This is a genomic window from Streptomyces sp. PTL18, from assembly GCF_059510295.1.
Genome location: NZ_JCAJZO010000007.1, coordinates 16,373 through 35,691, shown reverse-complemented (window position 1 = coordinate 35,691; position 19,319 = coordinate 16,373). Strand labels below are relative to the sequence as shown.

Below are 19,319 nucleotides of genomic sequence, written 5' to 3'. Positions count from 1 at the left end.
GGCCGGGCGCGTCCGGCGGGGGGCTGGTGGCCGCGGGCCCGGCCTGGCGGCGGGCGCCGTTGGTGCCGGTCGTGCCGGGCGCCTCGGCCACGACGGCCCTGGTGAGGCCCGGCCGGGCCTCACCAGGTCACCGGCAGCTCCAGCGGGAAGCGGCGGATCGTCTCCTTGTCCCAGCGGATCTCCTCCGCGGGCACCGCGAGGCGCAGCGTCGGGAACCGCTCCACCAGGCGCCCGACGGCCACCTCCAGCTCCGCCATCGCCAGCGGTACGGCGATACAGCGGTGGCCGCCCCAGCCGAACGTCATATGGGGCATGGGCGGCCGCTCCGGGTCGATGACGTCCGGGTCCGGGTAGCGCTTCGGGTCGCGGTTCGCCGTCAGGTACGACACATGGACGAAGTCGCCCTCGCGGATCCGGACGCCGTCCATCTCCACGTCCTCCAGCGCCACCCGGGGGATGCCGACTCCCTTGCGGAAGGGGATGTAGCGGAGCAGCTCGTTGATGACGTCCGTCAGGGACTCCGGCCGGGTCCTGAGGTGCTCCATCAGCTCCGGGCGGGTCAGCAGCAGGTAGCAGATGTCGCTGATCTGGCAGGTGGCGGTGTCCTGCCCGCTGAGCACCAGCGTCAGTGCCATGACCGCCAGTTCGTCGTCGTCGAGGGCGTCGTCGCCGTCCTTCGCCGCGGCCAGCGCGCTGATCAGGTCCTGCCCGGGGGCGCGCCGCCGCTGTTCCACCTGGTCCAGGAAGTAGGAGCGCAGGGCGGCCTTGGCGTTCGCGGCGGTCTCGCGGCTGTCCGGCCCGGTCTCCAGCAGCTGGTGCGCGTAACGCTGCATGCGGGGCCAGTCCTCGCGGGGGATGCCGAGGACGTCGTAGATGGTCTGCTGGGGGAGCTGGTTGGACAGGTGCTGGACGAGGTCGGCGGGCGGCCCCTGCTCGGCCATCTCCTCCAGCAGGGTGTCGGCCAGCCGGACGATCTGCTGCCGCATCCGCTCCACGTGCCCGCGGGCGAAGCCCTGGGAGGCCAGGCGGCGCAGGCGGCTGCTGTGCGGCGGGTCCATGACGTTGATGGACTCCGGGGAGACGATGGGCTCCGGGGTCAGCCGCGGGTAGTCGTGCCCCATGATCGCCGCCCGGCTGAAGCGCTGGTCGGTGGTCACCTGCCGTACGCCGTCGAAGTCGGTGATCAGCCAGGCGGCGCCGTCGCCGTACGGCAGCCGGACACGGGTGACGCAGTCGCGGGCCATCAGCTCCGCGAGCGCGGGATCGAACTCCAGACCCTCGCTGAAGTCGAACGGGCACATCATGGGTTCGCTGCTCTGGGTCATCGCGGAGTTCTCCCTCGTCCACGTGCTCTGCTTGGCCCCCGGTGGTACCGGAAGCGGGGGGATGACGTCTCTTCAACCGCCGGCCGGTGCGGCGTTGGTGGCGTCCACCGCGGGGCGCAGGCCCCGGGCCAGCGTGACTGCGTCCCCGACGGCCCAGAAGTGGGTGAAGAACAGGCGGGGTTCGTCCCTCAGTCCGTGGTTGTGCAGCTCGACCAGCTCGGTCCCGGCGCCTCTGAGGGCCGCAAGGACGTTCTGGACCTCCTCCGCGACCATCGCGACGTCGCCGCTGATCGCCACCCGGCCGCCGCCCAGCGGCTGCCAGTTGAACGCGGTGGTCGACCCCAGCCCCGGCGGCAGCGCCATGCCGCCCTCGACGATGGTCTCGCGGCGGATGAACAGGCTCTTGTAGATCCCGTCGTCATAGGTGCCCCTGACGCCCAGCGCGGCATCGATGCGAGCCGTGTCCAGGGTGTGGCCCGACGGTGCGGGACGATGCGGCGGCGGGGTGCCGGTACGGTCGAACGCCGCGCGCAGACCGCGGGCGACGCCCACCGGGTCGTGGCCGTGCGCGTGAACGTGCACCCACCAGATGTCGGGCCGGTGGGAGAGCAGGTGCTTGTGGAGCGCGGTCACCGCGATCCGCTGCTGTCGCAGGACGTCCAGGAACGACTGCAGCTCCTGCTCGGTGATCACCAGGTCGCCCATCGTCATCGTGCTGCCGTCCGCGTAGCGGACGAACGACACGTGGGAGCCCAGGGCGAGCTCCGGTTTGACGAGAATGCCCTTGGAGATCACCGACAGGTCCCGGCGCGGCAGGCCCGTGTGGTACATCAGGTCGCGCTTCATGTCGCCGCCGCGGCCCAGCGCCTTGGCCACGTCCGCCCAGTCCGACAGGGCCGTGCGCACCGGTCTGACCGGCCCGTCACGGTGCCCGTGGTCCGCCGCGGCGGGCAGGGCGCGGGCCGGGGTGGTGTGGGCGGCGGCCAGCGCGGGCGCCAGTGCGGCGGCCGCGGCCAACAGGCGCCGCCGGGGCGCACCCGATCGCGTGGGGGTGTCCTGCTGTGGATCCTCGGCCATCATGTGAGCCTCCTCGACGCCTCTGGACGCGATGGAAGCACGGGGTGCCCGGGACCGCCGCCAGCACGGCCGCCGCCCCCTGCCATGTGGGCTAGTACGCGTTTCCGATCGGGTGAAGCTGCGGGCGCCGGGGCCGAGGTGCGGCTCCTACGACGCGTACAGGCTCTCCACCTCGTGGGCGAAGTCACGCATGATCGCCTCGCGGCGCAGCTTCATCGACGGCGTGAGATGCCCGGCCTCCTCGGTGAAGTCCGCGGGCAGCACCGTGAAGCGGCGGATCGACTCGGGGCGGGAGACCAGCTTGTTGGCCTCGTCCACGGCGCGCTCCAGGACCGCGTTCAGCTCCTCGTCCCCCACCAGCAGCTCCGGCGGCACCGGGTGCTTGCCGTTCATCCGGCGCCAGTGGGTGAGGCCGTCCACGTCGAGCGTGAGGAGGGCGGAGACATAGGGGCGGCCGTCTCCGACGACGAGGCACTGCGAGATCAGGGGGTGGGAGCGCAGCCAGTTCTCCAGCGGGGCCGGCGCCACGTTCTTGCCGCCCGCGGTGATCAGGATCTCCTTCTTCCGGCCCGTGATCGTGAGGTAGCCCTCGTCGTCCAGACGGCCGATGTCACCGGTCGGGAACCAGCCGTCGGGGGTCGCCGGGACCACCCCGCCCGCGTGGGGGTCCCAGTAGCCGCGGAAGACCTGGCCGCCGGAGAGCAGCACCTCGCCGTCCGCCGCGATGCGCACCCGGGTGCCGGGCAGCGGCCAGCCCACCGTGCCCAGCCGGGGCTTGAGCGGGGGCGTGACGGTGGCGGCGCCGGTCGACTCCGTCAGCCCGTAGCCCTCGAAGATCTCGATGCCGGCGCCGGCGTAGAAGGCGGCGAGGTGGCTGCCCAGCGGGGAGCCACCGCTGATCACATGGCGGACCCTGCCGCCCAGGGCACCGCGGATGCGGCGGTACAGGAGGGGGTCGTAGAAGGCGCGGGCCGTCTTCAGGGCGCGGCCCGGGCCCGGGCCCGTGCCGTGCTGCCGGGCCTCCAGCGCCTCGCCGTAGCGGCGGGCCACCGAGGCCGCGCGGTCGAACAGCGCGCCGCGGCCGCCGCGCTCGGCCGCCGCCCGCGCGTTGTTGTAGACCTTCTCCAGCATGTACGGGATGGCCAGCAGGAAGGTCGGACGGAAGCTCGCCAGGTCCGCCAGCAGGTCCTCCGCGGTCAGGCTGGGGGCGTGCCCGAGCCGTACCCGTGCGCGGATGCACGCGACCGCGACCATCCGGCCGAAGACGTGCGACAGCGGCAGGAACAGCAGCGTCGACGGGTCCTCGGTCCTGGCGTGGAAGACCGGGTGGAGGAGCCGGGTGGCGTTGTCCACCTCCGCGAGGAAGTTGCCGTGCGTCAGCGCGCACCCCTTGGGGCGGCCGGTCGTGCCCGAGGTGTAGACGAGGGTGGCGAGGGTGTCGGGGCCGAGCACGCCCCGGCGGACGCTCACCTCCTGGTCGGGGACCGCCGCACCCAGCTCCGCGAGCCGCTCCACATGTCCCTTCTCGATCACCCAGGCATGGCGCAGGTCGGGCAGGCGGTGGCGTTCCGGGCCGATGGCCGCCGCCTGGCCGACCGTCTCCGTGACCAGGGCCGAGGCGCCGGAGTCCTGCAGGATCCAGCGGGTCTGGAACACCGAGGAGGTGGGGTAGACGGGGACCGTGACCAGGCCGGCCGCCCAGGCCGCGAAGTCGAGCAGCGTCCACTCGTAGGTCGTGCGCGCCATGACCGCGATCCGGTCGCCCGGCACCAGGCCCTCGGAGATCAGGCCCTTGGCCAGGGCCAGCACCTGGTCGGCGAACTGGGTCGCCGTCACATCCGTCCAGCGGCCGTCCGCGTCCCGGCGGCTGAGGACCCGGTGGCCGGGCGCCTCGCTCGCGTTCTCGAACGGCAGGTCGGCGAGCGAGCCGTGGGTCACCGGCGGTACGAGCGGCGGCACGTAGGCCTCGCGGACCTCCCCGTTGAGCCGCCGGGTCTCCGGCTCCACAAGCACCGGGCCGCCGTCGTGGTCGAGGTCGACCGGGGCGGCGGGCAGGGGCGCGGACGAGTACGAGATGGGCATGGGCAGCTCCTGGGGCCTGCAGCTGTGCACTGCTTGCTGCATGAGGTACGCACCGGGCGTACCGAGATGTTCACCGACTGCAGCGGCTCGCTGTTACCGCCGGTTAGGAACGCGATCGTACGGCGCCCGCGTGGGGAGTCCGTGCGGGTTCGGGGAGCGTCCGGGGACAGGGCTGTGCAGGCCTGGCCACACGGGTTCGAAGTGGTGTCGGACGCGCCCCGGGATCGCGATCCGAGGGGAGCCCTCATCTCGACCCGCTCCTCACCCGTGACGTAGCCTTACCGCAGGTAACCTTACTCTTGAGTAAGAACTGGGGCGAGCAGGGAGCTGCCATGACGACCGACCGCTGTCCGCGCTTCACCGGCACCGCACCCGGCCGCTGCCCGACCCGCCGTCCGGGGCTGCCGCAGCCGGCGCCCCTGCGGCGCCGGCTGCCCCACAACGGGGGGATCACCCGCGACCGGCGCCTGGCCAACAGGCCTGTGGAGCGCTGGAGTCCGGTCCTCGACGTCCATCCGGCGAGCGTGCCGCGGACGACGGACACGCTGCTGAAGGCCGGGACGGTCGAGCGGGGCGGACGCATCGTCGCCACCGCGTCGCTCGCGGGGCCCGCCGGAAACGCCGGACAGACGAACCACGGCCCCGCCAACGCGGGCGCCGTCGGCCTGGTCCGCTCCCGCGCGCCCCGTGCGCTCGCCGAGCACGGAGTCACGGTGAACGCGGTCGCGCCCGGGTTCACCGAGACCAGGACGACGGCCGCGATCCCGCCGTTCATCCGTGCGGCGGGGCGCCGGATGAACTCCCTTGCGCAGGGCGCTCTTCCGGCAGACGTCGCCGAGACCACGGCCTGGCTCGCGCGCCCGGCGTCGGGCGCGGTCGACGGGCAGGTCGTTCGCGTCTGCGGCCAGAGCCTGCCGGGGGCGTGATGTCCGTCGTCCTCGCCCGGCCCCCCGCACTCGCGCCGCTCCTGGCCCGCGGCACCCTGCTGTCCCCCTTCAAACGGCCCCGTCCGGACGCCGACTTCCCGCGCGACCGGCTCGTCCTCCCCGCCCTGCGCATCGACCTCGCACGGCTCGCGGCGTACGAGCGCGTGTGCGGATTCGCGACCGGCGACGACGCACTGCCGCTGACCTATCCGCACGTGCTGGGCTTCCCGCTGGTCATGCGGCTGATGAGCGGCCGGGGCTTCCCGCTGCCGCTGCTCGGCCTCGTCCACACCTCGATCGAGATCACCCGGTACCGGGCGCCGGCGGTCGCCGGGGAGCACGAACTCGCCGTGCGCATCGGCGAACTGACGCCGCACCGGCGCGGGACCGAGGCATCGGTGGTCACCGAGGTGCGGGCCGGCGAGGACGTCCTGTGGGAGTCGACGAGCACGTACCTGGCACGGCACCGCACGGCGGGCGGTCCCGCCGGGCGAGCGGAACACACGCCCCTGCCCGCCGTTGCCGAGTGGCACCTGGCCGGGGACGTCGGCCGGCGCTACGGCGCCGTGTCCGGCGACCGCAACCCCATCCACATGCACCCGCTCACCGCCCGCCTGTTCGGCTTCCCGTGCCCCATCGCACACGGCATGTGGACGGTGGCCCGCTGCCTCGCCGCGCACGGGGCGCCGGAGGCGGTGCGGGTGCGGGCCGAGTTCCGGGCTCCGGTGCTGCTTCCGGGGACGGTGACCTACGCGGCGGACGGGCACGGCCGGTTCGAGCTGCGGAGCGGGACGGGGGTGCCCCCGCTCACGCGAAGCCGAGAGCGGGCGAGGGTGCACGTCGAGGGACGGGTGCTCCCGCTCACCACCTGAGGTCCCCGCGGAAAGCACACGAGAACCGAGTCGGTCCTTTACGGAACCGTGATCGGTGGGGTCCAGGGCCGCCCTTCCATCAGGTTGCCCAGCCCCGCCCAGGCGAAGTTCATCAGGGTCGACGCGGCCTGCCGGGCCGAGACGCCGGGGGTGGCGTTCGCCCAGGCCGCGAGCGACTCGGCGGCCCCGACCAGGGCCTCGGCGAGCCCGGCGGCCTCGCGTTCCGGCAGGCCGGGATCGCGGTGGTCCCCCGAGCTCTCCACCGCGTCCGCGCAGGAGGTGCCCCCACCCCTGGCGGCCACGGCGATGAGCTGCGTGACGAACGCGACGATCTCCTCGCGCATCGCGGTCACCTCGGCGGCGAAGGGTTCACCGCTGGTACGGGCCTGCAGGTGCAGGACGGCCCAGCCGTCCGGGTTCCGCGCGGTGTGGGTGAAGAAGGCCTGGAGCCCTTCCCAGAGCTGGTGGTCGGCACCGGTCCCGGGCCGGGCACCGGCACGGACCGCCTCGGTGAGGGCGGCGGCCTCGCGGCGGATGCAGGCGGTGAAGAGGACTTCCTTGGAGTTGAGGTACAGGTAGACCAACGGCTTGGACACGCCGGCGAGCTCGGCGATCTCGTCCATGGAGGCGGCCGTGTAGCCGCGCTGCCCGAAGGTCTTCACGGCGGCGTCGAGCATCTGCTGCTCCCGCACGGCCCGCGGCATCCGCTTGGTCTTCACGGAACCCATGCGGGCAAGACTACGGTCGGCCCGCCGCGGCACACGCTCTCAGGACGTCTGCCCCTGCGCCCGCGCCGTGTCGTCGGCCACGTCCTCCTGGCTGCGGTTCGCGTCGAGGTTCGCCTTCATGCGATCCACCCGCTGCACGATCCGCACCGACGCCCGGTCCCGCTCCCTGCGCAGCACCACGAAGCTGATCGGCGCCGAGATCAGCAGGGCCAGCAGGATCATCCACAGGCCGTTGGAATCGCCGAGGCCGCGCGGCGCGATGCCCGAGTAGACGAGGCCCCAGACGACCACGAAGCAGCCCGCGAGGATGCCGAGGCGCATCAGCGTGTACCGGAGCATCTCAATCCACTCTTCCGTTCAAACGACGCCAAAGGGGCACCGTCCAGTGAAGCACGCCGGGGACCCGGTCTCGCAGCGGGGTGCGCGCGATCCCGGTCACCCCAGGGGCAGCAGCATGGTGATGTCGTCGCGGTCCTCCCCGGGGGCCACCCGTATCGCTCCGGGGACCCGGCCGACCTCCTTGTAACCGCAGGAGCCGTAGAACCGCTCCAGGCCGAGGCCGCCGCGGCAGGCGAGCCGTATCGCCTCGACGCCGTGGAGGCCGCGGGCCGCGTCCGCGGCGGCGTCCAGCAGGTCGCGGCCGTGGCCCCGGCCCTGGTGCCGCGGGTGGACCATGACCGTGTACAGCCAGATCCAGTGGGTCATCAGCCGGTGCGTGTTGAAGGTGAGGAACGCGGTCGCGGCCACCCGCCCCTCCCCGTCGTGCCCCACGAGGAGCCTGCTGCGCCCCTCGCTCATGGCCACCAGGTGCTTCAGCAGCTCGGGGCGTATCACGTCCGGTGTGACCGGCGCCACGAACCCCACGGCTCCCCCGGCGTTGGTCACATCGACCCAGAGGTCGAGGATCCCGTCACGGAGGGCACGGGTCATGGCGGGGTCGAGCGTGAAGTCGAGAGCCACCGGCCGGGTCACACCCTCATCGGCTGCGGCTGTTCCCGGCGCGCCGGGTCCGGACCCTCGTACTCGCGGATGATCTCGTACCGTGTGTTTCGCTCCACCGGTCGGAACCCGGCGTCGCGGATCAGCTCCAGCAGGTCCTCGCGGGTCAGCTTGTTCGGCGTGCCGAAGTCGTCCGCGTCATGCGTGATCTTGTACTCGACGACCGAGCCGTCCATGTCGTCCGCACCGTGCTGGAGGGCCAGTTGCGCGGTCTGGATGCCGTGCATCACCCAGAAGACCTTGACGTGCGGGACGTTGTCGAACAGCAGGCGCGAGACCGCGAACGTCTTCAGGGCCTCCGCGCCCGTCGCCATCTGCGTCCCGGCCTGGAGCCGGTTGCGGACCTTGCCGTCCTTCATGTCGACGAAGTCGTGCTGGTAGCGCAGCGGGATGAAGACCTGGAAGCCGTTCGTCTCGTCCTGGAGCTCGCGCAGGCGCAGCACGTGGTCGACACGGTGCCGCGGTTCCTCGATGTGCCCGTACAGCATGGTGCACGGGGTCTTCAGACCCTTCTCGTGCGCCAGGCGGTGGATGCGCGACCAGTCCTCCCAGTGGGTGCGGTGGTCGACGATGTGCTGCCGGACCTCCCAGTCGAAGATCTCCGCGCCGCCGCCGGTCAGCGACTCCAGACCGGCGTCGATCAACTCGTCCAGGATCTCGGAGGCCGGAAGGCCGGAGATCGTCTCGAAGTGGTGGATCTCCGTCGCCGTGAACGCCTTCAGCGACACGTTCGGCAGCGCCTTCTTCAGCTCGCGCAGCGACCGCGGGTAGTAGCGCCACGGCAGGTTCGGGTGCAGGCCGTTGACGATGTGCAGCTCGGTGAGGTGCTCCGACTCCATCGCCCGGGCGAGCTCGACCGCCTCCTCGATGCGCATGGTGTACGCGTCCTTCTCGCCCGGCTTGCGCTGGAAGGAGCAGTAGGCGCACGACGCGGTGCAGACGTTCGTCATGTTGAGGTGGCGGTTGACGTTGAAGTGGACCACGTCACCGTTCAGCCTCGTACGCACCTCGTGCGCGAGGCCGCCCAGCCAGGCCAGGTCGTCCGACTCGTACAGCGCGATGCCGTCCTCGCGGGTCAGCCGCTCACCGGAGCGGACCTTGTCCTCCAGCTCGCGCTTGAGCCCGACGTCCATGCGGATACCTCTTTCTGAGACAGACTGCGACAACCGTAGCCCTACGCCTCTTCCGGCAGGTCCCCGACCCTGTTCTCCCACTTCGTCGACAGCACGATCGTGGTACGGGTCCGGGAGACGCCCTTGGTGCCCGACAGCCGGCGGATGATCTTCTCCAGGCCGTCCACGTCCGTCGCCCGCACCTTGAGCATGAAGGAGTCGTCACCGGCGATGAACCAGCAGTCCTCGATCTCGGGCAGGTCCCGCAGCCGCTGCGCCACGTCCTCGTGGTCGGCGGCGTCGGAGAGCGAGATGCCGATGAGGGCGGTCACTCCGAGGCCGAGCGAGGCGGCGTTCACCGTGGCGCGGTAGCCGGTGATGACGCCCGCCGCCTCCAGACGGTTGATGCGGTCGGTGACGCTCGGTCCCGACAGGCCGACGAGGCGCCCCAGCTCCGCGTAGGAGGCCCGGCCGTTCTCCCTGAGGGCCTGAATGAGCTGCCTGTCCACCGCGTCCATGCGATCGAAGCCTTCCGGTGAAGAGATCCGATGAGAGATCTGCAGAGTTCCTGAAGTGATGAGTGGTGCTGCTACTGCCTGGTGCTCATGGGTGTCGATACCTCAGGCGGAACGGGAACCGCCGAGTTCGCCCTCCCAGCGGCGGTACAGCCGGTGCGGCACCCCCGCCGCGTCCAGCACCCGCCCCGCGACGAAGTCCACCAGGTCCTGGATGTGCGTCGCGCCCGCGTAGAACGCCGGCGACGCGGGCAGCACCACCGCGCCCGCCTCGTCCAGCGCCACCAGTTGCCTGAGGGTCTGCCCGGCGAGCGGCGTCTCCCGTACGGCGACGACCAGTCGCCGCCCCTCCTTGAGCGTGACGCTCGCCGCCCGCTGCAACAGGTCCTTCGACAGCCCGAGCGCGACCCCCGCCACACACGCCGTGGACGCGGGCACGATCAGCATGCCCTTCGCCGGGTACGACCCGGAGGACGGCCCGGCGGCCAGGTCCCCGGCGCTCCAGTGCCGCACCCGGTCTCCCTCGACGTCCACCACGAACGTCCCGGGCTTTCCGTCGGCGCCCCGTCCCAGCCACTCGCGCAGGTCGTTCCGCCAGTGGGCGTCGCGGAAGGCGATCTGCGTCTCGTCGAGCAGGGTGAGCCGTGCGGCACGGGAGACGACGAGGTCGACGCTCTCCCCCGCGGCGAGGAGTCCGCGCAGCACGGCGGCGGCATACGGGGTGCCGGAGGCGCCGGACACCCCTACGATCCAAGGCCTGCGCGGCGTCTCTCCTGGCTTGACTGGGTTCACGACACCGAGCCTATCCGGCGCCGGAGGGCGAGAACGGGCCAAGGGCCGGTTCCCGGCCGACGGACATGACGACGGCCCCACGCCCCGCGAGTGGCCGGGCAGGGAGCCGTCCCGAGGACTCGGTCAGCGGCCGGGGGCGCACCGGTACAGCGTCTGGGCGGTGCTCGCCCCACCGGTCGTCCGCGCGGTGGGGTCCGTGCCGCCGTAGGCGGAGGCCGGGACAGGGGTGCAGGCGGAGCGGACCCAGTCGGTGATCCGTGCCGTGGCCGTCGTGCCGCTGCCGCCGCCGAACAGGGCGCCCGTGCCGCGGCCGCCGCCCAGCAGCACGAACCGCAGCCTGCCGGTGCCGACCAGGTGCCGGAACTGCGCCTCGGTCGGGAACGGCACCCTGCCGCTGAAGCCGCCGAGCGGCAGGACGTGGGCGCCGGTGGCGAGGATGTACGGGGACGCGCCGTTCCAACTGGTGGTGGCGAACACATAGGTGGCGGAGCCCTGGTGCGCGCTGGTGTAGGCGAGCACCTTCCGCTGGTCCGCGCCGAGTCCGCCGTCCACGCCGAAGCCGCCGAAGCCGCCGGAACGACCGAAGCCGCCCACGCCGCCGCGGGTCTCCGCCCTGGTGCCGCGGGTCGCGCCGCCGCCCCAGACCAGCCGGCCCGTCCGGCCCGCCGCCGAGACCGGCGAGCCATGACCGCGGTCCGCGGCGGACGGGCCGACCGCGCCCATGCCCGAGCTGCCGTGGGAGGGGCTGAACACCTGTACTGCCCACGCGCTCGGCGCGAGCAGCAGCGCCGCGAGGGAGGCGGCCAGCCCGGCGAGGGCGAGCCGGCCGCCGGAGGGCGTACGACCGGGGCGGGCCCACACCAGCAGGACGACGGCGCCGAGACCGAGCACGCCCACCGCGGGCGCCAGCCACGGCAGGAACGACGGGAACCGGCCGGCCAGGTACGCGCTCCACGCCGCCGTCGCCGCCACCGCGCCCGGCAGCGCCCATGCGCGACGGCCGCCGGCCCGGTGGGCCCGCCACATCAGCACGACGCCGCCTCCGGTGAGCGCGGCCAGCGGTACCGCGATCACGCCCATGTAGTACGTGTGGCCGGCGACACTGCCCGCGCTGAAGACCAGGAAGTAGGTCGCCAGCCAGGTTCCCCACAGCACGAACCCGGAGCGGAGCCGGTCGGAGCGGGACCTGCCCCGGCACCACAGCAGGCCGCACACGACGGCGACGGCGGCGATCGGGTAGAGCCAGCCGGTCTGCGAGGCGAGCGACGTACCGAACATCTTCGACCAGCCGTTCTGGTCACCGCCCCGGCCGCCACCGCCGCCCGCCTGACGCATGCCGCCGCCCACCGCACGCACGGCGCTCGCCCGGGCTCCCGGGACCTGCGCGCGGACCGCACCGCCCGTCCGGTCGGCCCCCTGCCATGGGCCGCCCCTGCCGCCACCGCCGCCCTGGGTCGCGCTCACGCTGCCGGTGGAGGCCGCGCTGATGCCCAGGGAGGAGAAGCGGTTCAGAAAGTTGTAGCCGACCACCATGCTGAACGCGGAGTTGTTGGTGGTGCCATCCACGTAGGGACGATCCTGGGCCGGGGTGAGGGCGACGGCGAGCATCCAGGACGCCGACACGGCGGTCATCACCACGGCGGACACGCCGAGGTGCGCCAGCCGCCTCCGCAGGGTGATCGGCGCCGAGAGCAGGTACACCAGGGCGAGCGCGGGCAGCACCGCCCACGCCTCCAGCATCTTGGCCTGGAAGCCGAGTCCGACCCACACACCGGCGAGCACCAGCGGGCGCAGCCGGCCGTCCCGGGCGGCCCGCTGAGTGGCCTCGGCCGCCAGCAGCAGACACAACGTGAAGGCGGGGTCCTCCACCGCGGTGCGGAAGAGCCCCACGGCCACCGGGGTCAGCAGGAACGCCGTGCACGCGATCAGCGCCGCGTTCACCCCCGCCCAGCGGCGCACCAGCCGGAACAGGACCAGCAGGCTCGCCAGCCCCTCGACGACCTGAGGGAGGATCAGCGCCCAAGGGTGGAATCCGAAGACGCGGGCGGAAAGCGCCTGCGGCCACAGGAATCCCGGCAATTTGTCGAGCGTGATGGAATTACCGGGGTCGAAAGAGCCGTAGAAGAACGCCTTCCAGCTCTCCGTCATGCTGCGGACGGCGTTCGCGTAGAACGTGTGGTACTGGCTGTGGTCGATCCCCCACGTGTAGAGCACGGCGGCGAGCACGATGATGACGAGCAGCGCCGGGCGCGCGTAGGCCGGCTGGTCGGCCGGCGATCTCCACGGCGCACGGCGACCGGCACCGGCACCGGCACCGGCACCGGTGGAAGGGTCGAGGACTGTCGTAGCCATGCACAGCAGTGTTGGGCCATCGGGGGCGCCCGCCCCACCGAAGCAGCCCGTTTCAAGGAAACTCTCGCCAGAATCAGGCGGATTCTTTAACCCGGCCGGACGGCATTCCAATCCGCGAAGTACCGCCCGTTACCAGCCTTTGCGCCCACGCCGCCCACATGAAATCCACAGTGGCCGCACAGCTTCGAGAGTCCGCCTCAGCAGGCCGTCTCAGGAATCCGCCTCAGGAATCCGCCTCAGGAATCCCACGGCTTTCAGACCGTCAGCCCGCGCGCCAGCAGGTCCAGCAGCGCACACACGAACAGGGCGATGCCGATGAACCCGTTGACGCTGAAGAACGCCCGGTTGAGGCGGGTCAGGTCGTGCGGGCGGACGATCGTGTGCTCGTAGACGAAGGCACCCGCCACGATCACCAGGCCCAGCCAGAAGAAGGAACCGGCGCCGGTGACGACCGCGTACCAGACGAACAGCGCCGTCACGATCGCGTGGCAGACGCGGGCACCCCGGATCGCCGCCGGGATGCCGAAGCGGGCCGGCACCGACATGACGCCGATCTCGCGGTCCGTCTCCACGTCCTGGCAGGCGTAGATCAGGTCGAAGCCGCCGATCCAGACGCCGACGGCCAGGCCGAGGATCACCGCGTCCCAGTCCCACCGGCCGCTGATCGCCAGCCAGCCGCCGACCGGGCCCATCGCCTGCGCGACGCCGAGGATCGCCTGCGGGAAGTTGGTGAACCGCTTGCCGTACGGATACACCACCATCGGGATCACCGCGATGGGCGCGAGCGCCAGGCACAGCGGGTTGAGCAGCGCCGCGGCGCCCAGGAAGAAGACCAGCGCGACCAGCGCGCCCGTCCACGCGTGCCGCACCGACACAGCGCCGGTGACCAGCTCACGGTGGGCGGTGCGTGGGTTGCGGGCGTCGATCTCGCGGTCGATGATCCGGTTCGCCGCCATCGCGAAGGTGCGCAGCCCCACCATCGCGACCGTGACGAGGAACAGCCGTCCCCAGTGGATGTTCCTGTCCCACTGGTACATCGCGGTCAGCGAGGCGATGTACGCGAAGGGCAGGGCGAAGACGGAGTGCTCGATCATCACAAGCCGCAGGAACGCCTTGGTGCGTCCGGGCTGCGGGATCGCGGCGGAGGCGCTGCTCACAGGCCGTACTCCTTCCAGCGGCGGGTCACCTTCGCCGCCGTCTCCGGGTCGGACAGGACCATGTCGGGCCAGCCGCCGTCCCTCGTGTAGCCCTCCTCGGGCCACTTCTTCGTCGCGTCGATGCCCGCCTTGCCGCCCCAGAACTGCTGGTAGGACGCGTGGTCGAGATGGTCGACGGGGCCTTCGACGACGGTGAGGTCACGGGCGTAGTCCGTGTTGCCGAGGGCGCGCCAGGCGACCTCGTGCAGATCGTGGACGTCGCAGTCGGCGTCGACGACCACGATCAGCTTGGTGAGGGACATCATGTGCGCGCCCCAGACGGCGTGCATCACCTTCTGCGCGTGCTTGGGGTACTTCTTGTCGATCGAGACGATCGCGCAGTTGTGGAAACCGCCCGCCTCGGGCAGGTGGTAGTCCACGATGTCCGGCACGATGATCTTCAGCAGGGGGAGGAAGAACCGCTCCGTCGCACGGCCGAGCGGCCCGTCCTCCGTCGGCGGCCGGCCCACGACGATGGACTGCAGCAGCGGGCGACGCCGCATGGTGACGCAGTCGATCGTCAGCGCCGGGAAGGGCTCCTGCGGGGTGTAGAAGCCGGTGTGGTCGCCGAACGGGCCCTCCGGCAGCATCTCGCCGGGCTCCAGCCAGCCCTCCAGCACCACCTCGGCGTTCGCCGGGACCTGGAGCGGCACCGTCTTGCAGTCGACCATCTCGATCCGCTTGCCCGCGACGAACCCGGCGAACAGGTACTCGTCGATGTCGCCGGGCAGCGGCGCGGTGGCGGCGTAGGTCACGGCGGGCGGGCAGCCGAAGGCGATGGCGACCGGCAGCCTCTCCCCGCGCCGGGCCGCCACCTGGTAGTGGTTGCGGCTGTCCTTGTGGATCTGCCAGTGCATGCCGATGGTGCGCCTGTCGTGGCGCTGGAGGCGGTACAGACCGAGGTTGCGGATCCCCGACTCCGGGTCCTTGGTGTGGGTGAGCCCGAGGTTGAAGAAGGAGCCGCCGTCCTTGGGCCAGGTGAACAGGGCCGGGAGGGTGTCGAGGTCGACGTCGTCGCCGCGCAGCACGACCTCCTGGACGGGCGCGCCGTCGGACTTCACCTTCCTGGGCGGCACGTGCGCCATCGCGCCGAGCTTCCCGAAGGCCTCGCGCACCCCCACGAACCCGTGCGGCAGTTCGGGCCTCAGCAGGCCGCCGATCTTCTCGGAGATCTCGTCGTAGGTCTTCAGGCCGAGGGACTTCAGCAGCCGCCGGTCGGTGCCGAAGACGTTCATCGCGAGCGGCATGCTCGACCCGCGCACGTTCTCGAAGAGCAGCGCGGGACCGCCGGACTTCTGCACCCGGTCGACGATCTCCCCGACCTCCAGATAGGGGTCGACCTCGGCTTTGATGCGCTTGAGGTCTCCCTCGCGCTCCAGCGCCCGGAGCAGGGACCGAAGATCGTCATAAGCCATGCGTCCCAGTATCGCCGAGAGCCGGTTCGGAACTCCGGGCGCCCCGGGGGTTCGGCCGCGGTTCCGGGGGTCGGCCCCCGGATCGGCGCAGCGGCCACCCGCTACCCTGGCCCCGTCACCGGGGCCCGTCGCACGCCCCGTCGCCGTCTCCTGGGGGATCGCACCGCCATGTTCAGGTATCTGCCCTTCCTGCTGGTCCTGGCGCTGTGGATATACGCCTTCATCGACTGCCTGAACACTCCCGAGGAGCAGGTGCGCGGGCTGCCCAAGGTGGTGTGGGTCATCGTCATCCTGCTCTTCGGCGAGGTGCTGGTCGGCCCGATCGCCTGGCTGGTGGCCGGCAAGTACCGCGGCCCCGCCCCGGCGCACGGTTCCACGCCCTCCGAGTGGCACCGCAACCACCGCACCGGCTGGGTCGCGCCCGACGACAACCCCGAGTTCCTGAAGTCCCTGAAGGAGGAGAACAAGAGGGACGAGGCCCTGCTGAAGGACTGGGAGGCCGACCTGCGCCGCCGCGAGGAGGAGCTGCGGCGCCGGGAGCTGGGCGAGGAGCCCACGGCCGACTGATGGAGCTGAGGCTGCTCGTCACCTTCGAGAAGGTCGCCACCGTGCTGAGCTTCACCCGGGCCGCCGCCGAGCTGGCGTACGCGCAGTCCAGTGTGACCGCCCAGGTCCGCGCCCTGGAGTCCTCGCTCGGCACGGAGTTGTTCGACCGGCTGGGCAGCCGGATCAGGCTGACCGAGGCGGGCGAGCGGCTGCTGCCCTACGCCCGGCAGATCATCGAGCTGAGCGAGGAGGCCCGGGCGGCGGTGACCGGCGCCGAGGAGCCGGCCGGCACCCTGACCGTCGGCACCATGGAGTCGCTGACGTCGTACCGCCTGCCCCCACTGCTGGAGTTCTTCCACCACCGTTACCCCAAGGTGCGCCTGGCGTTGCGCACCACCATCGGCGACGAGACCCGGCAGGCGCTCCGGCAGGGAACGTACGACCTGGGCTTCCTGATGGAGGAGGAGACCGAGCACGCCGGGCTGGAGTCCGAGGTGCTGGCGGTGGAGCCGCTGGTGCTGGTCGCGGCGGCCCGGCATCCGCTCGCCGGCCGGCAGGTCGCCCTCTGCGACCTGGTGCGGGAGCCCCTGCTCGCCACCGAACCCGGCTGTGCCTACCGGGACTTGTTCGAGCGGGAGCTGACCGCCGTGGCGCCGGTGGGCTTCATGGAGTTCGGCACGATCGAGGCCACCAAGCGCGCCGCGGCGGCCGGCCTCGGGATCGCGCTGCTGCCCGAGGTGACGGTCGCCGCCGAACTCGCGGAGGGTGCCCTCCTGCGACTGCTGTGGGAGCCTCCGTTCACGCTTCGCACGCAGTTGGCGTGGCGGGCCGGGAAGCGGCTCCCGGCGCACGCCCGGCTGTTCCTGGAGCAGGCGCGGAGACTGGTGTCGGAACAGTCCGGGCAAGGGTGACCTTCAGGCTCGCCGTCACGATCAGCGGGACGCCCAGCGCCTGGACGAACCCGATGTGGTGGCCGTAGACCGCCCAGTCCATGACCATCGCGACCGCCGGATAGACGAAGGCGAGCACGGCGATCTTCGAGGTCGGGAGCTTGGCGTAGGCGGCGTACATGAGGACGTACATGAGCCCGGTGTGAATCACCCCGAGCCCGGCCAGCCAGCCCCAGTGCCAGCCCGTCCCCCGCATGGCGCCGAAGTCCGCGAAGGGCAGCAGCAGGGGGATGCCGACGAGGACCTGCACGAGGGCGATGAGATGGGGCCGTACGCCGGTGATCCGCTTGGTGACCAGCGTCGACAGCCCGTAGAGGAGGGCGGCGAGGAGCGCCTGGCCGACCCCGACCAGGTAGGAGCCGCCGTTGGCGAAGTCGCCCGGGGTGACGCCGGAGACCAGGATCAGCCCCGCGAAGGCGACGGCCACCCAGCCGGCCTTGGCGGCCGTGAGCCGCTCGCGGAACAGCAGCGCGCCCAGCAGCACCACGTAGAACGGCTGCGTGTGGTAGACGACCGTGGCCACGGAGATGGACGTGTTCCGGTACGCCTGGAAGAGCAGCACCCAGTTGAACACGATGAACACTCCGCCGAGGACGGCGAGGGCCAGGGTGCGGCGGGTGAAGCCGTGGCCGCGCAGGCCGCCGCGGGCCGTGACGTAGCCGCCGAGGGCGAGGGCGCCGAAGAGGACGCGGAAGAAGACGACGTCGAAGGGCGGGGCACCCGACTCGACGACGAAGACACCGAGGGTGCCGGAGAGCACCATGGCGGTCGTCAGCTGGGCCGTGCCCTTGGTCTCAGGAGTCATGTCCTGGACGCTACGGGCGGGCCGGCGGGCCGGTCCACGCGCTGGTGGGGCGTGCTGCCGATGGGCCCATCGACGCTCTCGATGGGCCCGGTCGGCCCGGTGGGTCGGTCGGCCCCGGTGGACCCGGTGGGCCCGGTGGACCCGGTGGACCCGGTGGGCCCGGTGGGTCGGCCGGCCCCATCGGCCCGGTCGGCGAGGGGTGTCACATGTGCGGGGAGACCTGCGGGTCCGGGCGCAGGACCAGGTCGAGCAGCCCCGGGAAGCGGGCGTCGAACTCCGCGCGCCTGAGGCGGTTGACGCGCCTCGGCCCCTGGTCGCGCTGTTCCACCAGGCCCGCCGCCCGCAGGACCGTGAAGTGGTGGCTCAGGGCCGCCTTGCCCACCGGCACGTCGAAGCTGCCGCAGCTGCGGGACCAGTCGGGGCAGCCCGCCAGCTCCCGGACCAGGGTGAGGCGTACGGGGTCGGCGAGGGCGGCGAGCGCGGTCTGGACGGGGACGTCGTCCGGGTGGACGTGCTCGGGTGCGACGCGATGACTGGTGGTGCCGCGCCGGGTCATGCCGTCCTCCCCGATTCCGCTTGCCGACTGTTCGATGAGAACCATACACTCCCGATTGTTCGATTTCCGTTGAACACTGCTGAGGAGAGGCCATGCGCGCGGTCGAGTTCATGGAGTACGGCGGTCCCGAGGTCCTGAAGGTGGTGGATGCCGACGTCCCCGAACCGGGCCCCGGCGAGGTGAGCGTCGACGTGGCGTACGTGGGGGTGAACTTCGCCGATCTCAAGGCGCGTTCCGATGGCTACCGCGTGCCCTCCCTGCCCTTCCGCCCCGGCCTCGAGGTCTCCGGGCGCGTACGGGCCCTCGGTGCCGGGGTCACCGGTCTCGCCGTCGGCCAGGAGGTGGCCGCGCTGACCCGGGGTGGCGCGTACGCGGACGTGGTCGTCGCCGACGCCGCGACCACGTTCCCCCTCCCGGAGGGGGTCGGCCCGCGCACCGGCGCCACCCTGCCCACGGTCCTGCCGACGGCGTACGCGCTCGTCCACACCGTGGGCCGGCTGCAGCCCGGCGAGACCATCCTCGTTCAGGGGGCCGCGGGCGGAGTGGGCACGGCGGTGGGCCAGTTGGCGAGGGCCGCGGGCGCGGCCGGGGTGTACGGCGTGGTCTCCGGTGCGGCGAAGGCGGCGTACGCGCGGCGGTACGGCTACGACGACGTCTTCGTGGGCGACTTCGAGGAGCCCGTGCGCGCCGCCACCAACGGCCGCGGTGTCGACCTCGCCCTGGACCCGGTCGGCGGCGCGTCACTCCGCGCGAGCCTGGCGTCGCTGGCCCGCTTCGGCCGCCTGGTCTCGTACGGCAACGCGAGCGGGGAGCCGGCCTGGGCGGTCGGCCAGCCCGAGCTCTACCCGCGCGCCCTGTCGGTGGCCGGCTTCTCCGTCCTCACGCTCGCCGAGACGGCCCCGGGCGAGCTGCGCACCCTGGCCGAACGCGCCTTCGCGAAGGCTCTCGACGGCACGGTGGCCCTGCCGGTGACGGCGGAGTTCCCGCTGGAGGAGGCGGCCGAGGCGCACCGGCTGATGGGGGCTCGCACGAGCACGGGCAAGCTGCTGCTGCGGGTGGCGGCCTCCTGAG

18 protein-coding genes and 1 pseudogene are annotated in these 19,319 nt (G+C 72.1%); 5 read left to right on the top strand and 14 right to left on the bottom strand.

Translation table 11 applies throughout. From position 1 onward, the window contains the following. Nucleotides 1-119: 119 nt before the first annotated feature. The 3 genes from AC5WS8_RS15390 to AC5WS8_RS15380 all read right to left on the bottom strand — a co-directional run bounded on the left by AC5WS8_RS15390 (nt 120) and on the right by AC5WS8_RS15380 (nt 4,484). On the bottom strand, nt 120-1,325 hold the full coding sequence (locus AC5WS8_RS15390; RefSeq protein WP_496103951.1) for a cytochrome P450: 1,206 nt from the start codon (nt 1,323-1,325) through the stop codon (nt 120-122). 72 nt (nt 1,326-1,397) lie between these two features. Next, complete coding sequence (locus AC5WS8_RS15385; RefSeq protein WP_496103950.1) at nt 1,398-2,405, bottom strand: DUF1259 domain-containing protein; 1,008 nt, start codon at nt 2,403-2,405, stop codon at nt 1,398-1,400. Nucleotides 2,406-2,549: 144 nt separating this feature from the next. Further along, on the bottom strand, nt 2,550-4,484 hold the full coding sequence (locus AC5WS8_RS15380) for an AMP-dependent synthetase/ligase (RefSeq protein ID WP_496103949.1): 1,935 nt from the start codon (nt 4,482-4,484) through the stop codon (nt 2,550-2,552). Nucleotides 4,485-4,915: 431 nt separating this feature from the next. Between AC5WS8_RS15380 and AC5WS8_RS15375 the strand changes: the two are divergent. Together AC5WS8_RS15375 and AC5WS8_RS15370 are read left to right on the top strand one after the other, a co-directional pair. Beyond that, a pseudogene (locus AC5WS8_RS15375) lies at nt 4,916-5,410 on the top strand (SDR family oxidoreductase); the annotation flags it as partial. Beyond that, nucleotides 5,410-6,282: a MaoC family dehydratase gene (locus AC5WS8_RS15370; protein ID WP_496104226.1), complete on the top strand. Its 873-nt coding sequence runs from the start codon at nt 5,410-5,412 to the stop codon at nt 6,280-6,282. The pseudogene AC5WS8_RS15375 and the gene AC5WS8_RS15370, both read left to right, overlap by 1 nt. A 38-nt stretch (nt 6,283-6,320) precedes the next feature. On the opposite strand, the gene AC5WS8_RS15365 is transcribed toward AC5WS8_RS15370, so the two are convergent. The 9 genes from AC5WS8_RS15365 to AC5WS8_RS15325 form a co-directional block, all read right to left on the bottom strand. Then, nucleotides 6,321-7,010, bottom strand: a complete 690-nt coding sequence (locus tag AC5WS8_RS15365; RefSeq protein ID WP_496103948.1) for a TetR/AcrR family transcriptional regulator — start codon at nt 7,008-7,010, stop codon at nt 6,321-6,323. 39 nt (nt 7,011-7,049) lie between these two features. Further along, the gene (locus AC5WS8_RS15360; protein WP_496103947.1) at nt 7,050-7,349 is read right to left on the bottom strand and encodes a DUF4229 domain-containing protein; all 300 of its coding nucleotides are present in this window, start codon (nt 7,347-7,349) and stop codon (nt 7,050-7,052) included. Nucleotides 7,350-7,445: 96 nt separating this feature from the next. Continuing rightward, nucleotides 7,446-7,970 (bottom strand): GNAT family N-acetyltransferase, encoded by a 525-nt coding sequence (locus AC5WS8_RS15355; RefSeq protein ID WP_496103946.1) that lies wholly within the window; start codon nt 7,968-7,970, stop codon nt 7,446-7,448. An 8-nt stretch (nt 7,971-7,978) separates the two neighbouring features. Further along, the gene (gene mqnE, locus AC5WS8_RS15350) at nt 7,979-9,142 is read right to left on the bottom strand and encodes an aminofutalosine synthase MqnE (RefSeq protein ID WP_496103945.1); all 1,164 of its coding nucleotides are present in this window, start codon (nt 9,140-9,142) and stop codon (nt 7,979-7,981) included. 41 nt (nt 9,143-9,183) lie between these two features. After that, entirely contained in the window at nt 9,184-9,639 is a 456-nt protein-coding gene (locus AC5WS8_RS15345) for an Lrp/AsnC family transcriptional regulator (RefSeq protein WP_496103944.1), read from the bottom strand. A gap of 102 nt (nt 9,640-9,741) precedes the next feature. Beyond that, entirely contained in the window at nt 9,742-10,428 is a 687-nt protein-coding gene (locus tag AC5WS8_RS15340; RefSeq protein ID WP_496103943.1) for a UbiX family flavin prenyltransferase, read from the bottom strand. Nucleotides 10,429-10,551: 123 nt separating this feature from the next. Further along, on the bottom strand, nt 10,552-12,780 hold the full coding sequence (locus AC5WS8_RS15335) for an ArnT family glycosyltransferase (protein ID WP_496103942.1): 2,229 nt from the start codon (nt 12,778-12,780) through the stop codon (nt 10,552-10,554). A gap of 254 nt (nt 12,781-13,034) precedes the next feature. Next, nucleotides 13,035-13,937 carry a menaquinone biosynthesis prenyltransferase MqnP gene (gene mqnP, locus AC5WS8_RS15330; RefSeq protein WP_496103941.1) on the bottom strand — a complete coding sequence of 301 codons (903 nt, stop codon included), beginning with the start codon at nt 13,935-13,937 and terminating at the stop codon, nt 13,035-13,037. Beyond that, entirely contained in the window at nt 13,934-15,391 is a 1,458-nt protein-coding gene (locus AC5WS8_RS15325) for a menaquinone biosynthesis decarboxylase (RefSeq protein ID WP_496103940.1), read from the bottom strand. Before AC5WS8_RS15325 ends, mqnP begins: the two co-directional genes overlap by 4 nt. Nucleotides 15,392-15,559: 168 nt before the next feature. Here AC5WS8_RS15325 and AC5WS8_RS15320 point away from each other — a divergent pair, with 168 nt between their 5' ends. Continuing rightward, nucleotides 15,560-15,958 carry a PLD nuclease N-terminal domain-containing protein gene (locus tag AC5WS8_RS15320; RefSeq protein ID WP_496103939.1) on the top strand — a complete coding sequence of 133 codons (399 nt, stop codon included), beginning with the start codon at nt 15,560-15,562 and terminating at the stop codon, nt 15,956-15,958. Continuing rightward, entirely contained in the window at nt 15,958-16,848 is an 891-nt protein-coding gene (locus tag AC5WS8_RS15315) for a LysR family transcriptional regulator (RefSeq protein ID WP_496103938.1), read from the top strand. The genes AC5WS8_RS15320 and AC5WS8_RS15315 overlap by 1 nt, the downstream gene beginning before the upstream one ends. On the opposite strand, the gene AC5WS8_RS15310 is transcribed toward AC5WS8_RS15315, so the two are convergent. Next, nucleotides 16,736-17,692, bottom strand: coding sequence for a DMT family transporter (locus AC5WS8_RS15310; RefSeq protein ID WP_496103937.1), 957 nt, complete (start codon nt 17,690-17,692; stop codon nt 16,736-16,738). The two genes, AC5WS8_RS15315 and AC5WS8_RS15310, sit on opposite strands and share 113 nt — an antisense overlap. A gap of 202 nt (nt 17,693-17,894) precedes the next feature. Further along, nucleotides 17,895-18,248: an ArsR/SmtB family transcription factor gene (locus AC5WS8_RS15305; protein WP_496104225.1), complete on the bottom strand. Its 354-nt coding sequence runs from the start codon at nt 18,246-18,248 to the stop codon at nt 17,895-17,897. A 92-nt stretch (nt 18,249-18,340) separates the two neighbouring features. On the opposite strand from AC5WS8_RS15305, the gene AC5WS8_RS15300 reads away from it, so the two are divergent. Further along, complete coding sequence (locus tag AC5WS8_RS15300; RefSeq protein ID WP_496103936.1) at nt 18,341-19,318, top strand: quinone oxidoreductase family protein; 978 nt, start codon at nt 18,341-18,343, stop codon at nt 19,316-19,318. Nucleotide 19,319: the final 1 nt, after the last annotated feature.

What these genes read in the sequence shown, in the direction of transcription:
- AC5WS8_RS15390 (WP_496103951.1), bottom strand. Translation starts at nt 1,325, where the DNA reads ATGACCCAGAGCAGCGAACCCATGATGTGCCCGTTCGACTTCAGCGAG.
- AC5WS8_RS15380 (WP_496103949.1), bottom strand. Translation starts at nt 4,484, where the DNA reads ATGCCCATCTCGTACTCGTCCGCGCCCCTGCCCGCCGCCCCGGTCGAC.
- AC5WS8_RS15310 (WP_496103937.1), bottom strand. Translation starts at nt 17,692, where the DNA reads ATGACTCCTGAGACCAAGGGCACGGCCCAGCTGACGACCGCCATGGTG.
- AC5WS8_RS15335 (WP_496103942.1), bottom strand. Translation starts at nt 12,780, where the DNA reads ATGGCTACGACAGTCCTCGACCCTTCCACCGGTGCCGGTGCCGGTGCC.
- AC5WS8_RS15370 (WP_496104226.1), top strand. Translation starts at nt 5,410, where the DNA reads ATGTCCGTCGTCCTCGCCCGGCCCCCCGCACTCGCGCCGCTCCTGGCC.
- AC5WS8_RS15300 (WP_496103936.1), top strand. Translation starts at nt 18,341, where the DNA reads ATGCGCGCGGTCGAGTTCATGGAGTACGGCGGTCCCGAGGTCCTGAAG.
- AC5WS8_RS15360 (WP_496103947.1), bottom strand. Translation starts at nt 7,349, where the DNA reads ATGCTCCGGTACACGCTGATGCGCCTCGGCATCCTCGCGGGCTGCTTC.
- AC5WS8_RS15315 (WP_496103938.1), top strand. Translation starts at nt 15,958, where the DNA reads ATGGAGCTGAGGCTGCTCGTCACCTTCGAGAAGGTCGCCACCGTGCTG.
- AC5WS8_RS15320 (WP_496103939.1), top strand. Translation starts at nt 15,560, where the DNA reads ATGTTCAGGTATCTGCCCTTCCTGCTGGTCCTGGCGCTGTGGATATAC.
- AC5WS8_RS15325 (WP_496103940.1), bottom strand. Translation starts at nt 15,391, where the DNA reads ATGGCTTATGACGATCTTCGGTCCCTGCTCCGGGCGCTGGAGCGCGAG.
- AC5WS8_RS15305 (WP_496104225.1), bottom strand. Translation starts at nt 18,248, where the DNA reads ATGACCCGGCGCGGCACCACCAGTCATCGCGTCGCACCCGAGCACGTC.
- AC5WS8_RS15365 (WP_496103948.1), bottom strand. Translation starts at nt 7,010, where the DNA reads ATGGGTTCCGTGAAGACCAAGCGGATGCCGCGGGCCGTGCGGGAGCAG.
- mqnE (WP_496103945.1), bottom strand. Translation starts at nt 9,142, where the DNA reads ATGGACGTCGGGCTCAAGCGCGAGCTGGAGGACAAGGTCCGCTCCGGT.
- AC5WS8_RS15385 (WP_496103950.1), bottom strand. Translation starts at nt 2,405, where the DNA reads ATGATGGCCGAGGATCCACAGCAGGACACCCCCACGCGATCGGGTGCG.
- AC5WS8_RS15345 (WP_496103944.1), bottom strand. Translation starts at nt 9,639, where the DNA reads ATGGACGCGGTGGACAGGCAGCTCATTCAGGCCCTCAGGGAGAACGGC.